The 18508-nt window shown below is 61.3% G+C and carries 14 protein-coding genes; 10 read left to right on the plus strand and 4 right to left on the minus strand.

The genetic code is table 11. From position 1 onward, the window contains the following. Positions 1-4 precede the first annotated feature (4 nt). Complete coding sequence (locus KEC16_RS04685) at positions 5-808, plus strand: universal stress protein (protein ID WP_211546514.1); 804 nt, start codon at positions 5-7, stop codon at positions 806-808. 71 nt (positions 809-879) lie between these two features. Next, positions 880-1341: a PaaI family thioesterase gene (locus KEC16_RS04690; protein WP_211546515.1), complete on the plus strand. Its 462-nt coding sequence runs from the start codon at positions 880-882 to the stop codon at positions 1339-1341. Here KEC16_RS04690 and KEC16_RS04695 read toward each other — a convergent pair. After that, positions 1304-3790, minus strand: coding sequence for a hybrid sensor histidine kinase/response regulator (locus tag KEC16_RS04695; RefSeq protein WP_211546516.1), 2487 nt, complete (start codon positions 3788-3790; stop codon positions 1304-1306). The two genes, KEC16_RS04690 and KEC16_RS04695, sit on opposite strands and share 38 nt — an antisense overlap. A 152-nt stretch (positions 3791-3942) precedes the next feature. Here KEC16_RS04695 and KEC16_RS04700 point away from each other — a divergent pair, with 152 nt between their 5' ends. Then, positions 3943-6411: an ATP-binding protein gene (locus KEC16_RS04700; RefSeq protein ID WP_211546517.1), complete on the plus strand. Its 2469-nt coding sequence runs from the start codon at positions 3943-3945 to the stop codon at positions 6409-6411. A 111-nt stretch (positions 6412-6522) separates the two neighbouring features. On the opposite strand, the gene KEC16_RS04705 is transcribed toward KEC16_RS04700, so the two are convergent. Next, on the minus strand, positions 6523-7140 hold the full coding sequence (locus KEC16_RS04705) for an STAS domain-containing protein (RefSeq protein ID WP_211546518.1): 618 nt from the start codon (positions 7138-7140) through the stop codon (positions 6523-6525). Between the two features lie 130 nt (positions 7141-7270). Here KEC16_RS04705 and KEC16_RS04710 point away from each other — a divergent pair, with 130 nt between their 5' ends. Both KEC16_RS04710 and KEC16_RS04715 read left to right on the plus strand, forming a co-directional pair. Beyond that, on the plus strand, positions 7271-7759 hold the full coding sequence (locus KEC16_RS04710) for a YajQ family cyclic di-GMP-binding protein (protein WP_211546519.1): 489 nt from the start codon (positions 7271-7273) through the stop codon (positions 7757-7759). A 117-nt stretch (positions 7760-7876) separates the two neighbouring features. Then, positions 7877-8455, plus strand: a complete 579-nt coding sequence (locus KEC16_RS04715; RefSeq protein ID WP_249208778.1) for an ANTAR domain-containing response regulator — start codon at positions 7877-7879, stop codon at positions 8453-8455. Positions 8456-8532: 77 nt separating this feature from the next. Here the strand turns inward: KEC16_RS04715 and KEC16_RS04720 are convergent, their stop codons facing one another. Both KEC16_RS04720 and KEC16_RS04725 read right to left on the minus strand, forming a co-directional pair. Further along, positions 8533-10017, minus strand: coding sequence for a methyl-accepting chemotaxis protein (locus KEC16_RS04720; protein ID WP_211546520.1), 1485 nt, complete (start codon positions 10015-10017; stop codon positions 8533-8535). Between the two features lie 327 nt (positions 10018-10344). Next, positions 10345-10539 carry a hypothetical protein gene (locus KEC16_RS04725; protein ID WP_211546521.1) on the minus strand — a complete coding sequence of 65 codons (195 nt, stop codon included), beginning with the start codon at positions 10537-10539 and terminating at the stop codon, positions 10345-10347. Positions 10540-10624: 85 nt separating this feature from the next. Here KEC16_RS04725 and KEC16_RS04730 point away from each other — a divergent pair, with 85 nt between their 5' ends. From KEC16_RS04730 to nirB, 5 genes are all read left to right on the plus strand, one after another. After that, complete coding sequence (locus KEC16_RS04730) at positions 10625-12034, plus strand: CmpA/NrtA family ABC transporter substrate-binding protein (protein ID WP_211546522.1); 1410 nt, start codon at positions 10625-10627, stop codon at positions 12032-12034. Between the two features lie 62 nt (positions 12035-12096). Beyond that, on the plus strand, positions 12097-13179 hold the full coding sequence (locus KEC16_RS04735) for an ABC transporter permease (protein ID WP_211546523.1): 1083 nt from the start codon (positions 12097-12099) through the stop codon (positions 13177-13179). Between the two features lie 14 nt (positions 13180-13193). Then, positions 13194-14858, plus strand: a complete 1665-nt coding sequence (locus tag KEC16_RS04740) for an ABC transporter ATP-binding protein (RefSeq protein ID WP_211546524.1) — start codon at positions 13194-13196, stop codon at positions 14856-14858. A gap of 17 nt (positions 14859-14875) precedes the next feature. Further along, positions 14876-16054, plus strand: a complete 1179-nt coding sequence (locus KEC16_RS04745) for a CmpA/NrtA family ABC transporter substrate-binding protein (protein WP_211546525.1) — start codon at positions 14876-14878, stop codon at positions 16052-16054. After that, positions 16054-18507 carry a nitrite reductase large subunit NirB gene (nirB, locus tag KEC16_RS04750; protein WP_211546526.1) on the plus strand — a complete coding sequence of 818 codons (2454 nt, stop codon included), beginning with the start codon at positions 16054-16056 and terminating at the stop codon, positions 18505-18507. The genes KEC16_RS04745 and nirB overlap by 1 nt, the downstream gene beginning before the upstream one ends. Position 18508: the final 1 nt, after the last annotated feature.

Raw genomic sequence — 18508 nt, forward strand, 5'->3', positions numbered from 1 at the left:
AGCCATGAAGGACATTCTGGTTCACATTGATGCCGGTGAACGCACCCGTATGCGCATCGAGGTCGCCGTCGATCTGGCCAAGCGTTTCGGTGCCCGCTTGACCGGCCTGTTCGCCCAAACCGACGGCCACCGCTCCGCCGCCGTTGCCCGCCTTGCCAGCGACGGCCTGAAAAAGGCCCAGGCCGAGGGCGAAATCCTGTTCAATTCCATGACCAAGGGTCTCGACACCCGGTTTTGGACCCTGCCCCATGGCGAGCCCGGCTTCGTCGCGGCCGAGATCATGTTCTGCTCGCGCTATTTCGATCTGGCGGTGCTGGGGCAAAACGACCCCAAGGATTCGCTGACCCCCGATGACATGGTCGAACAGACGGTGCTCAATTGCGGCCGTCCGGTGCTGGTGATCCCCTATCTCGGCAATTACAGCTCGGTCGCCAACCGCATCGTTGTCGCCTGGAACGCCGGCCGCGAGGCCACCCGCGCCGTCCATGATGCGCTTGATCTGCTGACCAGCGCCAAGACGGTCACCGTGCTGTCCATGCGCGCCCACGATGATGGCAGCAACAGCCAGAACATGCCCCCCGTCAACATCGTCGATCATCTGACCAAATTGGGCATCCCCGCCGATGGCGAATTCCTGCCCGACGAAGAAATCGGCAAGATGGACATGCTGCTGTCGCGCAGTTTCGATCTGGGCGCCGACCTGCTGGTCATGGGCGCCCACGGCCAATACGGCCTGTCGCGCCTGCGCGGGTCGGGCACCCGCTATGTGCTCAAGCACATGACCTTGCCGGTGCTGATGAGTCACTGACCCCCCCCTTGGGCACGCGGTCATCCCGCGTGCCCAAGACGGTTTGATGTGAAGACAAGGAAAGGCGGGCCATGACCGGCTTCACCCCCAAGGACTCGAATTATCATCGTCGGGTCACTGAGAATTTCGCCAAACAGACGCTGATGCACACCATCGGCGCCCGCCTGGGTCTGGTCGAGCCAGGACGCTGCGAGGTGATTTTGCCCAAACGCGACGATCTGTGCCAGCAACACGGCTTTGTCCATGCCGGGATCACCACCACCATCGCCGACACCGCCGCCGGCTATGCCGCCCTGTCGCTGATGCCGGAAACGGCCGAGGTGCTGTCCACCGAATTCAAGATCAACCTGATGAACCCAGCCGCCGGCAAGGCCTTCATCGCCCGCGCCGAAGTGCTCAAGCCCGGCCGCACCTTGACCGTGGTCCGCTCGGATGTGTGGGCCGAAAGCGAAGAGGGAACACACACCCTGATCGCTTCGATGCTGGCGACCATGATCAGCCTGGTCGACAATAGCGGCGGATCAGCGACGTAAGCGCCGTGGCGTCGGCGCTTGCCCCCAAATGGGCGTCAAAGCCCAGGGCCGCCAGCCGCAGCGCCTCGCCCTCTTGGTTTATCGCGTTAAAGGCCACGACCGGGAGGAAACGGGTCGCCGGCTCTTGCCGTAAGGACCGGCACAATTCCAACCCGGCGCTGCCCGGCGGAACCATATCGACGATGACCAGATCGAAAGCCGGCTGCGCCGTCATGGCCAGACGCCCGGCCAAGGCCGGATCGCTGACAACCGTGACGTCCAAGCCGGAATTGGCCTCGGCCACCTGATTAATAACAGCGCGGTTCGGCGCATGCGCCTCGACATACAGCACCCGCCCGACACAACCAGCCCCATCCTGCGCAGACGGCAGCGCCGCCAATTCGACCCAGAAACTGCTGCCCTGCCCCGCGACGCTGGAAAAGCCGATGGTCCCGCCCATCCGCTCGATCAACGTGCGCGAGATGACCAGACCGATCCCCGCCCCCTCGATATTCGACCCTTCGGCCCCCAATCGGTTAAAGGGCTGAAACACCTGCGACTGAAGCGCGGCGGCGATCCCACAGCCGCTATCCGTCACCGTCAGCCGTATCTTGCCGTCGCCGGCGCGATGCACCGTCAATTCGACGCTGCCGCCGGAATGGTTGAACTTGATGGCGTTGGACAAGAGATGGTCAATCACTTCGGCCATGCGGACCGGATCGCCGCTCACCGCAACCGGCCCCTCACACCCCGTCAGCCGCATCTCAAGCATTGCCATCCGGACCCGCTCGGCCACGCGGCCGGCACAGTCCAAGGCCACCGCCGCCAGATCGAAACGTTCGACATTGAGTTGAATCTTGCCCGATTCCAGATCGGCCAATTCCAGCACCTGACCGATCAAGTCGGCCAGGTGCTGGCCCGAACGCAGGATATGGCCAACCGAACGCCGCTGGCTGGGGCCGAATTGCCCGTCGGCGGTGGCATCCAGCAATTGGGCGAAGCCGAGAATCGCGTTCAAGGGGGTGCGGAATTCATGGCTCATGGACGACAAGAACACGGTCTTGCTGCGGTTGGCGGCCTCGGCCTGTTCCAAGGCCTGGCGCAATTGATCGCGATGAGCGTTGGCGGCGCTGACGTCGGCGATCACCGACACCCGGCCCCCTTCGGGCGTGCGACGCTCGGTGCTGCGCAGCGTGCGGCCATTGCTCAGCCGCCACTCGCTTTGTCCTTGCCCGGAACGGAACTGCGCCAACCGCAAGGTGGTGAACTGATCCAAAGGCAATTCGGTGTCCACCAATCCCAATTTCCAGGTATGCACCAGCAAACTGGCGACACTGACGCCGGGAACGATCCAGGGCTCCAATTGCGGCACCTGATTGATGAACGTGCGATTGCATAGAACAAGGCGTTCTTCCGCATCGAACAAGGCGAAGCCGTCATCCACCGTCTCGATGGCGGCGGCCAAACGTTCCCGCGCCTGACGAAGCTTGGCCTCGGCCTCGCGCCGCTGGGTGGCGTCGAAGATGATGACCAAATAGCCACCTTCCGAAGCCGCCGCCGAGACCACCATTTCCGCCCAGATCATCGCCCCCGAGCGGCGAATGATCCGCACATCCCCCCGCCAGGTGGTGCGAGAGGCCGTTTCCATGATGATGTCGGCGGTATCTTCGCCATAAGCGGAAAACAGCACCTGGCCCAATCCCAGGCCGATCAGCGTCCCGCCCCCATATTCGGTCAGATCTTCGGCATAGGCATTGGCGAAGCTGATCGCGCCGTGGCGATCCAGCAATAAAACGCCATGGCCACTTTGAACAATCGCATCTTCCAATGCCGCCTGCCGACGAACCTGAAGCCGGACCTCGGCGATGGCCGGGCGCAGAGCCAGCAGATACAAAAGCCCCAATCCCCCCCACAACACGCCAAAGGCTGCGACCGCAACCGCCTTGAGTTGATCAAGTTCGGCCGTGGCATGTTGCCGATAGCGGCTTGCCGCCTCTTCATTAAACAGCATGGCCTCGCGGTGATTAAGATTGTTGCCCTTATCCTTACCGTCCAGAAAGGCTTGCAGAATCGTCTGAAACCGGACCATCACCCCGGCTTCGCCATCCCAGGCGGTGGCATAAAGGCTGGCCACCTCGGCCGGGACATCGGGGTTGTCGATCAACCAGCGGGCATCGTCGCGCAAATGTTCCGCCACCTGCTCCAGTTCGTTGCGGTAACGCTGGCGCGCCAGCGCCGTGGTGCCCGGCTGCCCCAGTTTGCTGACCAGCAGGGCGGCGCGCTGGGCCATCATCCGTTGACCGCCGACCCGCTGCAACGCCTCGGCCTCTTCGTTCAACCCCGCCATGTTGACAATCAAGACAATCATCGCCGCCGCCAACAGCGTCGCCAACCCCATCACCAACACCAAGGTCCGCACGGTCAAGGCCCGAACGGTGGCGGAACTGGCGGAAGGAAGCTTCACGGACATGACGGGGCAAAAGCCTTGAGAAAGGGACACAATGCATAGTGCGTACGAAAAATCCGACATTGTAAAGATGAAGACGGCCAGCTCATCACTATGTAAGATCAGTCTCCGCCTTTCGGTGGAACCCTTTTGTCCTAAGAAATCTAGACGGAAGAATGCCCCTGACCCTGCGCAAATCCCGCATCCAGACGATTATTCCAGTCGTTGCCATGAACGTGGCGGTTCTGCTGGGGGGGGTGGTGTGGCTGGCGGGAGAATACAGCGACAAGCAGATTTCGGCTCAGGCGACCCTTTCCGCCCTGATCAGGGCCACCACGCTCAATGTCGCCAAAACATTCGAGATCGCCAGTGAATCGCTGCGATCAGGGGGGGCGGATCAGCCGATACAATCGCCGCTGATCTTGACCATCGACCACCAATTGCGACAAAGCGCCATTGGCCAGACCACCGCCATCGACGTCTCTGATCGCGACTATGCCCGCGTTCTGTCCCAACTTGAGGCCGGCGCCGCCTTTCCCGGCACCCCCGTTATCAACCCCGCGACGGGAATGCCGCAATGGCCGCTGTCGCTGCGGGTATCCTCGGCGGCTTTCAGCGGATTGGTCCGCATGCTGTCCATGGACGAAATCCAACGCCCGTTGGAAACCGCCCGCATCAAACCCGACGGCATCGCCTGGATCATCCGCGACGACGGCACCATCCTTGCCGCCGCCCCCTGGCGGGCCGAGATGATCGGCCGCAACATCGCCATGATCGACCCCATCTTGGCCGCGCGCGCAAGCCCGGAACGATTGCGCGCGGTCGAGATTGACGGCACCGCCCATCTGGTCACCACCTCGGCGGTGGCCGGCGTTCCGTTGCGGGTGGTTGTGGCCGCCCCGACCGCTGAATTCTTCATTGATTTGTGGCGCGAAGCCGGTTTGTTGCTGGCCCTGATGACGATCATGATCGCCACCTCCATTTACAGTGGCCGGCGACAATGGCTTTTGCTCAAGCAATTGGAGCATCTCAACACCTCGTTGCACCAACAGGTACAAAGCCAAAGCGCGGTACTTGACGCTGAAATCAAGGAACGTCAGGAACACCAGACCCTGGCGCGGGTGTTGCGCAACGCCTTGGAATATTCCGGCACCATGGTGCTGATCACCGATGTCAACGGATTGATCGAATACGCCAATCCGGCATTTTTCAAGGCGACTGACTTTGAGCTGCCCGATATCATCGGCAAGCCGCCCTCGATGTTGCGGCATCGGGATTTGTCGCCCCCGGCCAGTACCTTGTGGCCGACCATCCTGGCGGGGCAAACCTGGTCCGGCATGTTTTGCAACCGTCGCCGCGACGGATCGCCGCTTTGGGTGTCGGCCACCATTTCCCCCGTCACCGACGCCGCCGGATCGATCACCCATTTCGTTGCCGTCGAGGAAGACGCCACCAGCCGCCGCGACGGCGAGGAGGAATTGCGTCAAGCCAAGCGTTCGGCCGAAGCGGCCAGCTTGGCCAAATCGGAATTCCTGTCCTCCATGAGCCATGAATTGCGCACGCCGATGAATGCCATTCTCGGTTTCGCCCAATTGTTGGTCAATTCCGACCGCGACAATCTGGGGGAACGGCCACGCTTTTATGCCGACAGCATCCTCAAAAGCGGCAACCACCTGCTCAATCTGGTCAACGACATCCTCGACATGGCCCGCATCGAGGCCGGGCGGCTGTCGCTATCCTTTGAACGGGTGCAGCTTCAACGGGTGATGGCCGACATCATGCCGATGATCGCCACCATGGCCGAGCGGCGAAAGGTGACCCTGATCGACGAAATTTCCGCTCAATCGGCCCCGATCCTCGAGGCCGATTTCACCCGCTTAAAGCAAGTGCTGATCAATCTGGCCAGCAATGCGGTGAAATATAACCGGACCGGCGGCACCGTGCGTTTTTCCATCAGCCACGGCGAGACTGGACCGGTCCGCATCGCCGTCAGCGACAGCGGCATCGGCATTCCGGAAAAACGCCGCAGTGAAGTTTTCACCCCCTTCTCGCGCCTGGGGGCCGAAGCCTCCAGCGTCGAAGGCACCGGCATCGGCCTGACCATCTCGAAAATGCTGGTGGAAGCCATGGGCGGGCAGATCGACTTTTTCACCCAAGAAAACCTCGGCACCACCTTCTGGCTGGAAATCCCCCGCGCCGCCCGCCAGTCAGACGCCGCCGGCCTCCAGATCTCGGCCGAGGCGACCCTGCCGACAGGCTCCACCTGTCAGCTCACCTTGCTCTACATCGAGGACAATCCCTCGAACATCGAATTGATGGAAGAGATCATCGCCCAGGATTCGTGCTGTCGATGCCGGCTGCTGACCGCGACCAGCGCCGAAGAGGGCTTGATCCTGGCCCGACAGTACAAGCCAGGGTTGGTGATCATGGATATCAACCTGCCCGGCATCAACGGCATCGAAGCGGTGATGCGAATGAAAGCCGATCCCGAGTTGCGCCCGATCCCGGTTGTCGCCTTGTCCGCCGACGTCATGCCCGACACCATTCGCAATGGCATGAAGGCCGGCTTTCTGCGCTATCTGCGCAAGCCGCTCGACATCCCCGAATTCCGCAAAATCCTGCACCAGCTAAGCAACGTTTCCTGACGGCCGCCTTCTCGGATCCCGCGGATCAGAACCGATCATCGGGAACCTCAAGCCGCGCGGCCCCTGGGGGCTAACCAAATCCCCATGCGTTTCACTCATCGGGATTTGGCCTTAGCTGACCCGGATTACCGTGTCTATGGCGGTCAGGCGCAGTAATTCACGGACGGCGCCTTGTGGATTGCCCAACACCAGTTCCTTGCCCACTTTCCGGGCCTCATCGGCCGCCGTCATGATCAAGGACACCCCGATGGAATCGATGAAGCGCAACTGCCCCATGTCGATGGTTAAGTGACTGAAATCACCTGAAATCACGGATTGGATCACCGGCAAAAAGCAGCCCTGATCCTTGACAACAAAATTCCCGGCCAAGGCAACCCGCGCTTGCCGGCCGACACAGTGCAATGGTGAAATCCGTAAACCGCCCTCTTCCGCCGTCAGGGTGATGAATTCAAAGGAAATCTGCTCCAGCACCTCGGCCACCGCATCACGGGCATTCACCAATTCCAGTCGTGCGCCGGCAAGACTGGCTGCCCCCTGGGCCAGGGCGATCATGCCGATGCCATATGAATCCAGATAATCCAGATTCGTCAGATCAATGCGGACCCACGGCAATCCGCATTCGGAGATCTGGGCGATCACCGCTTCGAACGCAATCGAGTCGCGAAACGTCAATCTGCCATCAAGGTGAAAGGTCAGACACGAAGCGTCCATCTGGGATATGCAATTCATCCTAAGCCCCTTTGCTATGCCCCATACATTAGTATATATTATCGTTGAATTGAAGACCTTTCACGGGACTAGCCACACAGGCCGCCATCGGCTAAACCAAGGGGATCAATGTTTCATTTTTGGGGTTCCCATGCCTTCCTTCGACATTGTTTCCAAGACCGACATGGCCGAAGTGGACAACGCCATCGCCGGGATCGAACGCGAAATCGGCACCCGCTTTGATTTCAAAGGGGCTAAATGCAGCCTGGAGCGGAAAGAGCAGGTCATCACCATCCTGGCCGACGACAATTCCAAGCTGTCGCAGATGCATGACTTCCTGAAAGTCTATTTCACCCGCCGCAAGGTCGATCCCAAGGCTTTGGATTTCAGCAAGACGCCGGAAAAGGCCTCGGGCAATGCCCTGCGCCATGAAGTCACCGTCAAAGAAGGGATCGCCCAAGACGTGGCCAAGACCCTGATCAAGGCGATCAAGGACAGCAAGATCAAGGTTCAGGCCTCGATCCAGGGCGACGAACTGCGCATCACCGGCAAAAAGCGCGATGAGTTGCAGGAAGTCATCGCTTTGATCCGCCAGCAAGAGGTGGACCAGCCGCTGCAATTCGTCAATTTTCGCGACTGAGCTGCCCAAAGTTTAGGCTCCCTGTCCTTGGTTCCGCCGCCAAGCCATTGAGGTATCCTAGAAACCTTATTGGCACGCCCTTTGCGTCACCCATGGCGAATTGACGGAGTCCCAGGCATGAGCCTGCGTGTGATCGTGGTTGACGACGAAGCCGACCGCGCCAGTTCAGTGCGTCATGCACTGGAAGGCGCCGGCTTTATCGTCGTCGCCACCTGCGCCACCGGCGCCGATTTGCCCCGCAAATTGGCTGAACTGGCCGCCGACGTCGTCATCGTCGATATCGACAGCCCCGACCGCGACACGCTTGAAGACATGCGCCGCGTCACCATGGAACAACGGCGGCCGGTGGTCATGTTCGCCCAGGACGGCAAACCGGAAACCATCAAGGCCGCCATCAACGCCGGGGTCGCCGCTTACGTGGTCGATGGCCTTAAACCCGACCGGGTCCGCCCGGTCATTGACGTCGCTATCGCCCGCTTCGCCCAATTTCAGGAATTACGCCTGGAATTGGACAAGGCTCGCACCACCTTGGCCGAACGCAAATTGGTGGAAAAAGCCAAGGGCATCTTGATGAAACGCCGCAAGGTCGATGAGGACGAGGCTTATCGGCTGATGCGGCGCATGTCCATGGACCAAAAACTGCGCCTGATCGACATCGCCAACAAGATTATCGAAGCGGCCGAGCTCCTCGGCTAAGACCCAATCCCCGTGAGTGAAACCCAAGGGATTTGGTCTTAGGCCCCAAGGGCCGGGCGGCATAAGGCATTGCCGGCTCAGCGCGCCAGCACGCTGGCGGCTCCCTTGGTCTTTTGCACCGCTTGGCCGACTTGCTGCACCGCCACCGAAATCTCGTCGATATTTTCCGAAATGGTCGACACCGACGACGCCGCGCCTTGCATGTTCGCCGACATGCTTTGGGTCACCGCCGCCTGTTCCTCCACCGCCGAAGCGGTCACCGACACATATTCCTGGACATGACCGATGGCGCCGCGAATTTGGCTCAACGCCAGAACAACGTCGTTGGAAATGGATTGCATGCCGGAAATCTCGCGGGAAATCTGCTCGGTGGCCTTGGCCGCCTGATTGGCCAGATTCTTGACCTCGTTGGCAACCACGGCAAAGCCTTTGCCGGCCTCGCCCGCGCGCGCCGATTCGATCGTGGCGTTAAGCGCCAGCAAATTGATCTGGCTGGCAATGCCCTGGATCAGACTGACGATGCCGGTCATGTTCGACGTTGCCTCGGCCAGACGCCCGGTGGCTTCATCGGCGGCGGCGGCTTGCTGAAAGGCATCTTCGGTCGCCGCCTGCGACTTGGCCATGGATGAAGAGATTTCGGTGATCGAGGCCGCCAGTTCCTCGGCCGCCGAAGCGACCATCTGCACATTGGACGACGCATCCGCCGCCGCCAGATTGGCGCCACTGGCCTTGGTTTCGGATTGCGACAAAGCGCCGTCGATCTCGCCGAAATTAACGTCGATCAGCGTCTTGAGATCGGCCAGCATCTTGACCTGATCGGTGACGTCGGTCGCGAATTTAACCACTTTGAACGGCTTGCCATTCATGTCGAAGATCGGGTTATAGGACGCCTCGATCCACACCTCACGCCCACCTTTGCCGATTCGCTTATACTGCGCCTGCTGAAATTCGCCGCGATTAAGGGCCGCCCAAAATTCCTTATATTCGGCGCTGTCAGCATAAGCGTGTTCGACGAACATGCGATGGTGCTTCCCCTTGATCTCTTCGATGCCATAGCCCAAGGCGCCGAGAAAATTGTCATTGGCGTCATCGACAATGCCATCCAGACCGAAGCTGATCACCGCCTGCGACTTCAAGACAGCCTGCACCTGGCCGCCCATGTCGGCCAAATCCATCTTTTGCTGGCTCACATCGACGGCCAGTTTGACCACCTTGTAAGGCGTGCCGTTGCGGTCACAGATGGGATTATACGACCCTTCGATCCAGACTTCACGCCCACCCTTACCAATACGCTTATATTGCGCGACCTGGGCTCTACCCTGACGCAACCCTTCCCAGAACTGAATGTATTCTTTGCTCTCCGCATAAGCGGCGTCAACGAACATGGCATGCTTGCGCCCTTGGACCTCGGACAGGTCATAGCCCATCAGGCCGAGGAAGTTGCTGTTCGCGGTCAGAATGGTCCCATCCATGGCGAATTCAATCATCGCCTGCGATGTATCCAAGGCTTTGATTTTAGCCAATGCATCGGCACCAGCACCGGAAAAAAATGACACGCCCATAACCGCCTCCACACAATCGACCAGATACCTAAGTATGCATCAACAACTCTGCGTTTTACAATCATTATTAAAAAGAGATTCTGCGAATGAGATTAAACAGACCAACAACACTTGACTAAAAATATTTGTAATGATCACTTTTATCTAAAATTATATGAACAGACAGCAATAAAACTCGAAAACCCTGCATGGCACAATCGCCACCGGCGGCACGCCCCTGTCCCATCGGCGCTCGCGGATCGGGCCTCGCGGCCAAAGCCTTCTCGTCGCCGAACGGACGATCACGGCGCATATTGCTTGTATTTTAATCACAAGTCGGCTTTACGCTTATTTTTTGTGCGCAGCGGAAATCCACAAATCCTGAAAGTCCTGAAAATCCGCCGTTGCGCGATTGGCATGCCGCTTGCGTTTACGATGGGACGACGTGGTTGTCTCAATGGCGAGAAGACCGCGCACCGAGATCAGATAACGGTTCTTCCGGGCGATGACGTCCGACGAGAACCAGGAACAACGGCGTTCCACGGATTGCTCCTCTGGATTCAGAGGGTACGCAGCCCCGTGGAACGCCGTTTTTGTTTTTGGCCTTTGCACACGAAGGAAGCAAAGCATGACGAGCAAGACGGTGTTTCCGATGACTTTCAGCCGCCGCGCCGCTTTGGGCCTGGGCCTTGCCGCCGCCATGACGGCATTGGCGCCCTTGGCCGCCGACGCCGCCGCCTTGAAGCTGGAAAAGGACGAGCTGAAGCTGGGCTTCATCAAACTGACCGACATGGCGCCGCTGGCCATCGCCAAGGAAAAGGGCTTTTTCGAGGATGAAGGCCTGTACGTCACGCTGGAACCGCAGGCCAATTGGAAAGTTCTGCTCGACCGGGTGATCTCGGGCGAATTGGACGGTGCCCACATGCTGGCCGGCCAGCCCCTGGGCGCCACCATCGGTTATGGCACCAAGGCCCATGTCGTCACCGCCTTTTCCATGGACCTGAACGGCAACGGCATCACCGTTTCCAACGATGTGTGGGAAGCGATGAAGCCGTTCCTGGCCAAGGACAAGGACGGCAAGGTTGTGCACCCGATCAAGGCCGACGCGCTGAAGAAGGTGATCGACCAGTACCGGGCCGCCGGCAAGCCCTTTAACATGGGCATGGTCTTCCCGGTCTCCACCCATAATTACGAATTGCGTTACTGGCTGGCCTCGGGCGGGATCAATCCGGGCTATTACAGCCCCGACAACGTCTCGGGCCAGATCGGCGCCGACGCCCTGTTGTCGGTGACGCCGCCGCCGCAAATGCCCTCGACCCTGGAAGCCGGCACCATCAACGGCTATTGCGTCGGCGAGCCATGGAACCAGGCCGCCGTCTTCAAGGGCATCGGCGTCCCGGTGATCACCGATTACGAAATCTGGAAGAACAACCCGGAAAAAGTGTTCGGCGTCACCGCCGATTGGGCGAGCAAAAACCCCAACACCCATCTGGCGGTGGTCAAGGCGCTGATCCGCGCCGGCCAATGGCTGGATGAAAACAACAACGCCAATCGGGCCGAAGCCGTCAAGATCCTGGCCAAGCCGGAATATGTCGGCGCCGACGCCAAGGTGATCGCCAATTCCATGACCGGCACCTTTGAATATGAAAAGGGCGACAAGCGCGACGTTCCCGATTTCAACGTCTTCTTTCGCTACAACGCCACCTATCCCTATTACTCGGACGCGGTGTGGTACCTGTCGCAGATGCGCCGCTGGGGACAAATCGCCGAGGCCAAGCCCGATGCCTGGTTCGCCGACACCGCCAAAAGCGTCTATCGCCCCGACATCTATCTGAGCGCCGCCAAGATGCTGGTGGACGAAGGCAAGGCCAAGGCCGCCGATTTCCCCTTTGGCTCTGACGGCTATCGGGCGCCGACCAATGAATTCATCGACGCCATCACCTTCGACGGCAAAAAGCCCAACGATTACCTGAAGAACTTCGCCATCGGCCTTAAGGGCGCTCAAAGCGTGGTCGGCAACAAGGTGATCGCCAAGTAAGCAACGGACCGGGGGCGGGCCGTCGCCCGCCCTTTCCCCGCCGCGAAAAAGGACAACACGACATGACCAGCCTTTCCCAGGCCGCCGGCAATGCGCCGGCCCCCAAGCCCACCACCGCCGTTATCGTCCCCGTCTTGCTGAAGATCGCCGCAATGTTGTCGGTGGCCGGTCTGGGCTGGGTCGCCCCGCTGATCCGACTGGCAATCGGTGACGCCCCGCGTCAGCAAGCGGCCGAGCTGTGGCGTCAACTGGGCATCCCCATGCTGTCCATCGGCTTGTTCTTGTTGGCCTGGGGCGTGGCGGCGCCACAGGTTCAGACCTCGCTTGGCGCCATTCCCGGCCCGGCCCAGGTGTGGGAGCAGGTGGTGGTTCTGGCCAAGGACCATGTGGCCGAACGGGCCAAGGCGGACGCCTTCTACGAACGCCAAGACAAGCGCAACGCCCAATTGCGGAGCGAGGATCCCCACGCCGAAATCAAGATCCGCAAATACACCGGCAAGCCCACCTATGTGGATCAGATCTGGACCAGCTTGCAGACCGTCTTCATGGGCTTCGTGCTCGCCACCATCATCGCCGTGCCGCTGGGGGTGCTGTCCGGCCTGTCCAAGACCGCCCAGGCGGCGATGAACCCCTTGATCCAGATTTTCAAGCCGGTCTCGCCGCTGGCCTGGCTGCCGCTGGTGACCATGGTGGTCAGCGCCCTTTACGTCAGCGACACCCCCATATTCGAGAAAAGCTTCCTTAATTCCGCCATCACCGTGACCTTGTGCTCGTTGTGGTCAACCCTGATCAACACCGCCGTCGGCGTCGCCTCCATCGACAAGGATCTGATGAATGTCGGCCGCGTGCTCAACCTGTCTTGGTTCACCACCGTGCGCAAGTTGGTGCTGCCGTCGTCGCTGCCCTACATCTTCACCGGCCTGCGGCTGTCCCTGGGCGTGGGCTGGATGGTGCTGATCGCCGCCGAAATGCTGGCGCAGAACCCAGGGCTCGGCAAGTTCGTGTGGGACGAGTTCCAAAACGGCTCGTCGCAATCGCTGGCCAAGATCATGGTCGCCGTCTTCAGCATCGGCATCATCGGCTTCCTGCTCGACCGGCTGATGTTCGCGCTGCAATCCATGTTCACCTTCTCCGCCACCCGTTGATCAGGACGATTGTCATGGCAATTCTGGAACTCAAGGGCGTCGGCAAAAGCTTCGGCCGCACCAATGTCCTGGCCGGCATCGACCTGGCCATCGAAGAAGGCGAATTCATCGCCATCCTTGGTTTCTCCGGTTCGGGCAAAAGCACCTTGGTGTCGTTGATGGCCGGCCTCAGCCAGCCCGATCAGGGCGAAATTCTGCTGCATGGTAAAAAGATCACCGGCCCCGGCGCTGATCGCGGCGTGGTGTTTCAAAGCTATTCCCTGATGCCGTGGCTGACCGTCCAAGGCAACATCGCCCTGGCGGTCAACGCCACCACCCCCAAGGCAAGCGCGGCCGAACGGGCGGAAATGGTGGCCAAATATATCCAGATGGTCGGCCTGGCCCACGCCGCCGACCGCCGCCCGGCCGAGCTTTCCGGCGGTATGCGCCAGCGTGTCGCCGTCGCCCGCGCCCTGGCCATGCGCCCGGAAATCCTGCTGCTGGACGAACCTCTTTCGGCCCTGGACGCCCTCACTCGGGCCAAGTTGCAAGACGAGATCGAGGCGATCTGGTCCGGCGACAAGAAGACGGTGGTGCTGATCACCAACGACGTCGACGAAGCCCTGTTGCTGGCCGACCGGGTCATTCCCCTGAACCCCGGCCCCGGCGCCACCTTCGGCCCCGCCTTCACCGTCGACCTGCCGCGCCCGCGCGACCGCACCGCCGTCAATTCCGATGAAACCTTCAAGCGTCTGCGGGCCGAGATCACCGCCTATCTGATGGCCGCCGGCATCGAAAGCAAGGCCGCCATCAGCGACAGCAAGACCAGTCTTCCCGCCGTCTTGCCGATCACCGCCAACCGACCGCCCCAGGCCTATGCCCAGGCCGGCCGGGCCAACAATCCCGACCGCTATCTCGAATTCACCCAGCTTAAAAAGATCTATCCCACCGCCAAGGGACCGCTGACCGTGGTCGATGGGTTCGATCTCAAGATGAAGCAGGGCGAATTCATTTCATTGATCGGCCATTCCGGCTGCGGCAAATCCACCGTGCTGACCATGACCGCCGGCCTGACCGGGGTATCGGAAGGCGGCATCATTTTGGATGGGCGCGAAGTCACCGAAGCCGGCCCCGACCGCGCCGTGGTGTTCCAGGCCCCCAGCCTGTTTCCCTGGCTGACCGCCCTGGAAAACGTCGCCCTGGGCGTCGACCGCGTCTATCCCCACGCCAGCCCGGCGGAACGCCGCGACATCGTCACCTATTACCTGGAACGCGTCGGTCTGGCCGATGCCCTTAATCGCCCCGCCGCCGACATGTCCAACGGCATGAAGCAACGCGTCGGCATCGCCCGCGCCTTCGCCTTGTCGCCGAAACTGCTGCTGCTTGACGAACCCTTCGGCATGCTGGACAGCCTGACCCGCTGGGAATTGCAGGAAGTGCTGATGGAAGTGTGGGCGCGGACCAAGGTCACCGCCATCTGCGTCACCCACGACGTCGACGAGGCCATCTTGATGGCCGACCGGGTGGTGATGATGACCAACGGCCCCCATGCCCGCATCGGCAAGATCGTCGATGTGGATATCGAGCGTCCGCGCACCCGCCGCGCCTTGCTGGATCATCCCCGCTATTACCACTACCGCCAGGAAGTTCTGAACTTCTTGGATGAATACGAACACGGCGCCCAGGCGAAAGCCGGCTGAATCAGGGACAAACCGCCATGACTTTGGAACTGAACCGCCTGAAACTGGGGATCGTGCCGCTGATGGACGCGGCCCCCATCGTCGTCGCCAAGGAACGCGGCTTCTTCGCCGAACAAGGCCTGGACGTGGATATCAGCCGCGAGCCCAGTTGGGCCAATATCCGCGACAAGGTCGCCGTCGGCGCCCTGGACGGCGCCCAGATGCTCGCCCCCATGCCGCTGTCCATGAGCTTGGGTCTGGGGGCCATCCGCGAACCGGTGATCACCGGCCTGGCCCTCAATCTGGGCGGCAACACCATCACTTTGTCGGCGGCGCTGTGTCATCGCCTCTTGGCACAGGGCGGCCTGACCGGCGCCGCTCTCAAGCAGGTGATCGCCGACGACAAACTGGCCGGCCGGCCGGCCTTGGCTTTCGCCATGGTCTATCCGTTTTCCACCCATAATTACGAATTGCGCTTTTGGCTGGCCGCCGCCGGCATTGATCCCGACCGCGATGTCCGCCTGACCGTGGTGCCGCCGCCGCAGATGATCGGCCATATGTCGGCCGGCAACATCGCCGGTTTTTGCGTCGGCGAGCCTTGGGGGTCGCTGGCCGCCAGCATGGATCTGGGCACCATCGTCGCCACCTCGGACAGCATCTTCGCCGGCCGTCTGGAAAAGGTGCTGGGCGTCACCCGCGCTTGGGCCGACAGCCATCCCGAAACCCATAACGCCCTGATCAAGGCGGTTCTCGCCGCCGCCTCGTGGTGCGAGGCCAATCGCGGCGAAACCGCCGATATCATGGCCCAACCGGCCTATGTCAACGTCCCGCGGGAAACCGCCCGCGCCGCCCTGACCGGACCGCAAGCGCCGCATTTTTCCGCCCATTGCGCCAACTTCCCCTGGCGCAGCCAAGCCATGTGGTACCTGACCCAGATGCAGCGCTGGGGCCAATTGAGCCACAGCGTCGATCTTCGCCGCATCGCCGAGGAAGTCTATCGCCCCGACCTGTTCCGCCTCGCCGCCCTGGAACTGGGATTGCCGGTGCCGTTGATCGACCACAAAAGCGAAGGCGGCCATGCCCAACCCTGGATTTTGGACAAGGCCACCGCCCCGATCGCCATGGGACCGGACCTGATGTTGGGCGGTGTCCGCTTCGATCCCGCCCCAGGCTCTGAAACTCCGGCGCAGCCCGAGCATGCAGAAGGACTTTCGTGATGAATTCTGTCCCCCGCCAACGTCTGGTCGTCATCGGTAACGGCATGGCCGGCATGCGCACGGTCGAGGAATTGCTGGCCCGCGCCCCGGTCCGCTATGACATCACCGTTTTTGGCGCCGAACCGCACCCCAATTACAACCGCATCATGCTGTCCTCGGTACTGGCCGGGGAAAAGCAGATCGACGACATCATCATCAACCCACGCGCCTGGTACACGCAAAACGCCATCACCTTGCATGCGGGCGATGCCGTCATCGGCATTGACGCCAAGACCAAGACGGTCACCGCCGCCTCGGGCCTTCGCGTCGCCTATGACAAGCTGTTGCTGGCCACCGGCTCCAAGCCGTTGATGCCGCCGCTGCCCGGCCTGGACCTGCCCGGAATCGTCACCTTCCGCGATATCGCCGATATCGACAAGATGTTGGCGGCGGCCGAGGCCAAGCAGCGCGCCGTGGTCATCGGCGGCGGGCTGCTGGGCCTGGAAGCCGCCTGGGGCCTGAAACGGCGCGGCATGCCCGTTGCCCTGGTGCATCTGATGCCGACATTGATGGAACGGCAATTGGACACCGAGGCCGGCACCTTGCTGCAACGTGACCTTGATGAGCGCGGCCTGCATTTCTTCACCTCGGGCCAGACCGAACGGATCATCGGCAGCGAACGGGCCGAGGGCGTCGCCTTGGCCGATGGCCGCACCGTTCCCGGCGATCTGGTGGTCGTCGCCATCGGCATCCGCCCCAATGTCGACATGGGCAAGGCGGCGGATGTGGACATCAATCGCGGCATCTTGGTCGGCGACGACATGGCGACCAGCGATCCCGACATTTATGCGGTGGGCGAATGCGTCGAACATAACGGCCAAGTCTTCGGCCTGGTGGCGCCGATCTGGGAACAGGCCAAGGTCTGCGCCGCTCGATTGGCCGGGGACACCGTCGCCAGCTACGTCACCCCGGCTTTGTCCACCCGTCTCAAGATCACCGGTATCGACGTGTTTTCCGCCGGCAAGCTGGCGGCCGAAGACGATGGTGACGAGGAAGTGGTGTTCCGTGACGCCGCCAAGGGCGTCTACCGCAAGCTGGTGGTGCGCGGCAACCGGCTGGTGGGCGCCGTCCTGTATGGCGATGTCGCCGATGGCGGCTGGTATTTCGACCTGATCAAGGGCAACAAGGACGTCGCCGAGATGCGCGACCGCCTGATCTTCGGCCAAGGCTTCGCCGATCAGGATTGTTGCGGCGGAAGCAAGGCCGGTCTGAATGTCGCCGCCATGACCGATGACACCCAGGTGTGCGGCTGCAACGGCGTCTCCAAGGGGGCCATCGTCAAGGCCATCGGTGAAAAGGGTCTGACCACGCTGGACGAAGTGCGCGCCCACACCAAGGCTTCGGCCAGTTGCGGCATGTGCACGCCGACGGTTCAGGCCATCTTGTCCTTCGTCACCGGGTCCGACGCCGCCGCGCCGGAAGTGATGTGCAAATGCACCGATCACGGCCACGACCATGTTCGCCATGCCATCCTTGACCAGCGGCTCAAGACCATGGCGGATTTGCGCGAGGCCCTGGGCTGGAAAACCGCCGATGGTTGCGCCAAATGCCGGCCGGCGCTGAATTATTACCTGCTGTGCGCCTGGCCGGGCGAATACGTTGACGATTACCGCTCGCGCTTCATCAACGAACGGGTCCACGCCAACATCCAAAAAGACGGCACCTATTCGGTCATTCCGCGCATGTGGGGCGGCGTCACCACCCCGGCCGAATTACGTGCCATCGCCGATGTCGCCGACAAGTTCAACATTCCCACCGTCAAGGTCACCGGCGGTCAGCGCATCGACCTGCTGGGGGTGAAAAAGCAAGATCTGCCGGCCGTCTGGGGCGACCTCAACCAGGCGGGGCTGGTCTCCGGCCACGGCTACGCCAAGGGGCTGCGCACGGTCAAGACCTGCGTGGGGTCGGAATGGTGCCGCTTCGGCACCCAGGATTCCACCGCCCTGGGCATCAAACTGGAAAAGATGATGTGGGGATCGTGGACGCCGCACAAGGTCAAGCTGGCGGTGTCGGGGTGCCCGCGCAATTGCGCCGAGGCCACCATCAAGGATATCGGCATCATCTGCGTCGAGGCCGGCTATGACATGGTCATCGGCGGCAATGGCGGCATCGAGGTGCGGGTGACCGATCCGCTCACCCGGCTGACCACCGAGGCCGAGGTTCTGGAATATTCCGCCGCCTTCATGCAGCTCTACCGCGAGGAAGGTCATTACCTGGAGCGCACCGCCCCTTATCTGGAACGTGTCGGCCTCGCCCATATCAAGGCGCGCATCCTTGAAGACGATGCCGGCCGCAAGGCGCTCTACGCCCGCTTCTTGTTCGCCCAAAGCTTTGCCCAGGACGACCCGTGGGCGGAACGGGCCGGCGGCGGCGTCGATGCCCATGAATTCCAATCCTTAGCGGTGGTGAGCTGAC

Source organism: Magnetospirillum sulfuroxidans, from assembly GCF_018224925.1.
Lineage (GTDB): Bacteria > Pseudomonadota > Alphaproteobacteria > Rhodospirillales > Magnetospirillaceae > Magnetospirillum > Magnetospirillum sulfuroxidans.

Excerpts from the sequence above, each read along its gene's own strand:
- KEC16_RS04740 (WP_211546524.1), top strand. The coding sequence starts at position 13,194 with ATGGCAATTCTGGAACTCAAGGGCGTCGGCAAAAGCTTCGGCCGCACC.
- nirB (WP_211546526.1), top strand. The coding sequence starts at position 16,054 with ATGAATTCTGTCCCCCGCCAACGTCTGGTCGTCATCGGTAACGGCATG.
- KEC16_RS04715 (WP_249208778.1), top strand. The coding sequence starts at position 7,877 with ATGAGCCTGCGTGTGATCGTGGTTGACGACGAAGCCGACCGCGCCAGT.
- KEC16_RS04690 (WP_211546515.1), top strand. The coding sequence starts at position 880 with ATGACCGGCTTCACCCCCAAGGACTCGAATTATCATCGTCGGGTCACT.
- KEC16_RS04735 (WP_211546523.1), top strand. The coding sequence starts at position 12,097 with ATGACCAGCCTTTCCCAGGCCGCCGGCAATGCGCCGGCCCCCAAGCCC.
- KEC16_RS04695 (WP_211546516.1), bottom strand. The coding sequence starts at position 3,790 with ATGTCCGTGAAGCTTCCTTCCGCCAGTTCCGCCACCGTTCGGGCCTTG.
- KEC16_RS04730 (WP_211546522.1), top strand. The coding sequence starts at position 10,625 with ATGACGAGCAAGACGGTGTTTCCGATGACTTTCAGCCGCCGCGCCGCT.
- KEC16_RS04720 (WP_211546520.1), bottom strand. The coding sequence starts at position 10,017 with ATGGGCGTGTCATTTTTTTCCGGTGCTGGTGCCGATGCATTGGCTAAA.
- KEC16_RS04710 (WP_211546519.1), top strand. The coding sequence starts at position 7,271 with ATGCCTTCCTTCGACATTGTTTCCAAGACCGACATGGCCGAAGTGGAC.
- KEC16_RS04700 (WP_211546517.1), top strand. The coding sequence starts at position 3,943 with ATGCCCCTGACCCTGCGCAAATCCCGCATCCAGACGATTATTCCAGTC.
- KEC16_RS04705 (WP_211546518.1), bottom strand. The coding sequence starts at position 7,140 with ATGAATTGCATATCCCAGATGGACGCTTCGTGTCTGACCTTTCACCTT.
- KEC16_RS04685 (WP_211546514.1), top strand. The coding sequence starts at position 5 with ATGAAGGACATTCTGGTTCACATTGATGCCGGTGAACGCACCCGTATG.
- KEC16_RS04745 (WP_211546525.1), top strand. The coding sequence starts at position 14,876 with ATGACTTTGGAACTGAACCGCCTGAAACTGGGGATCGTGCCGCTGATG.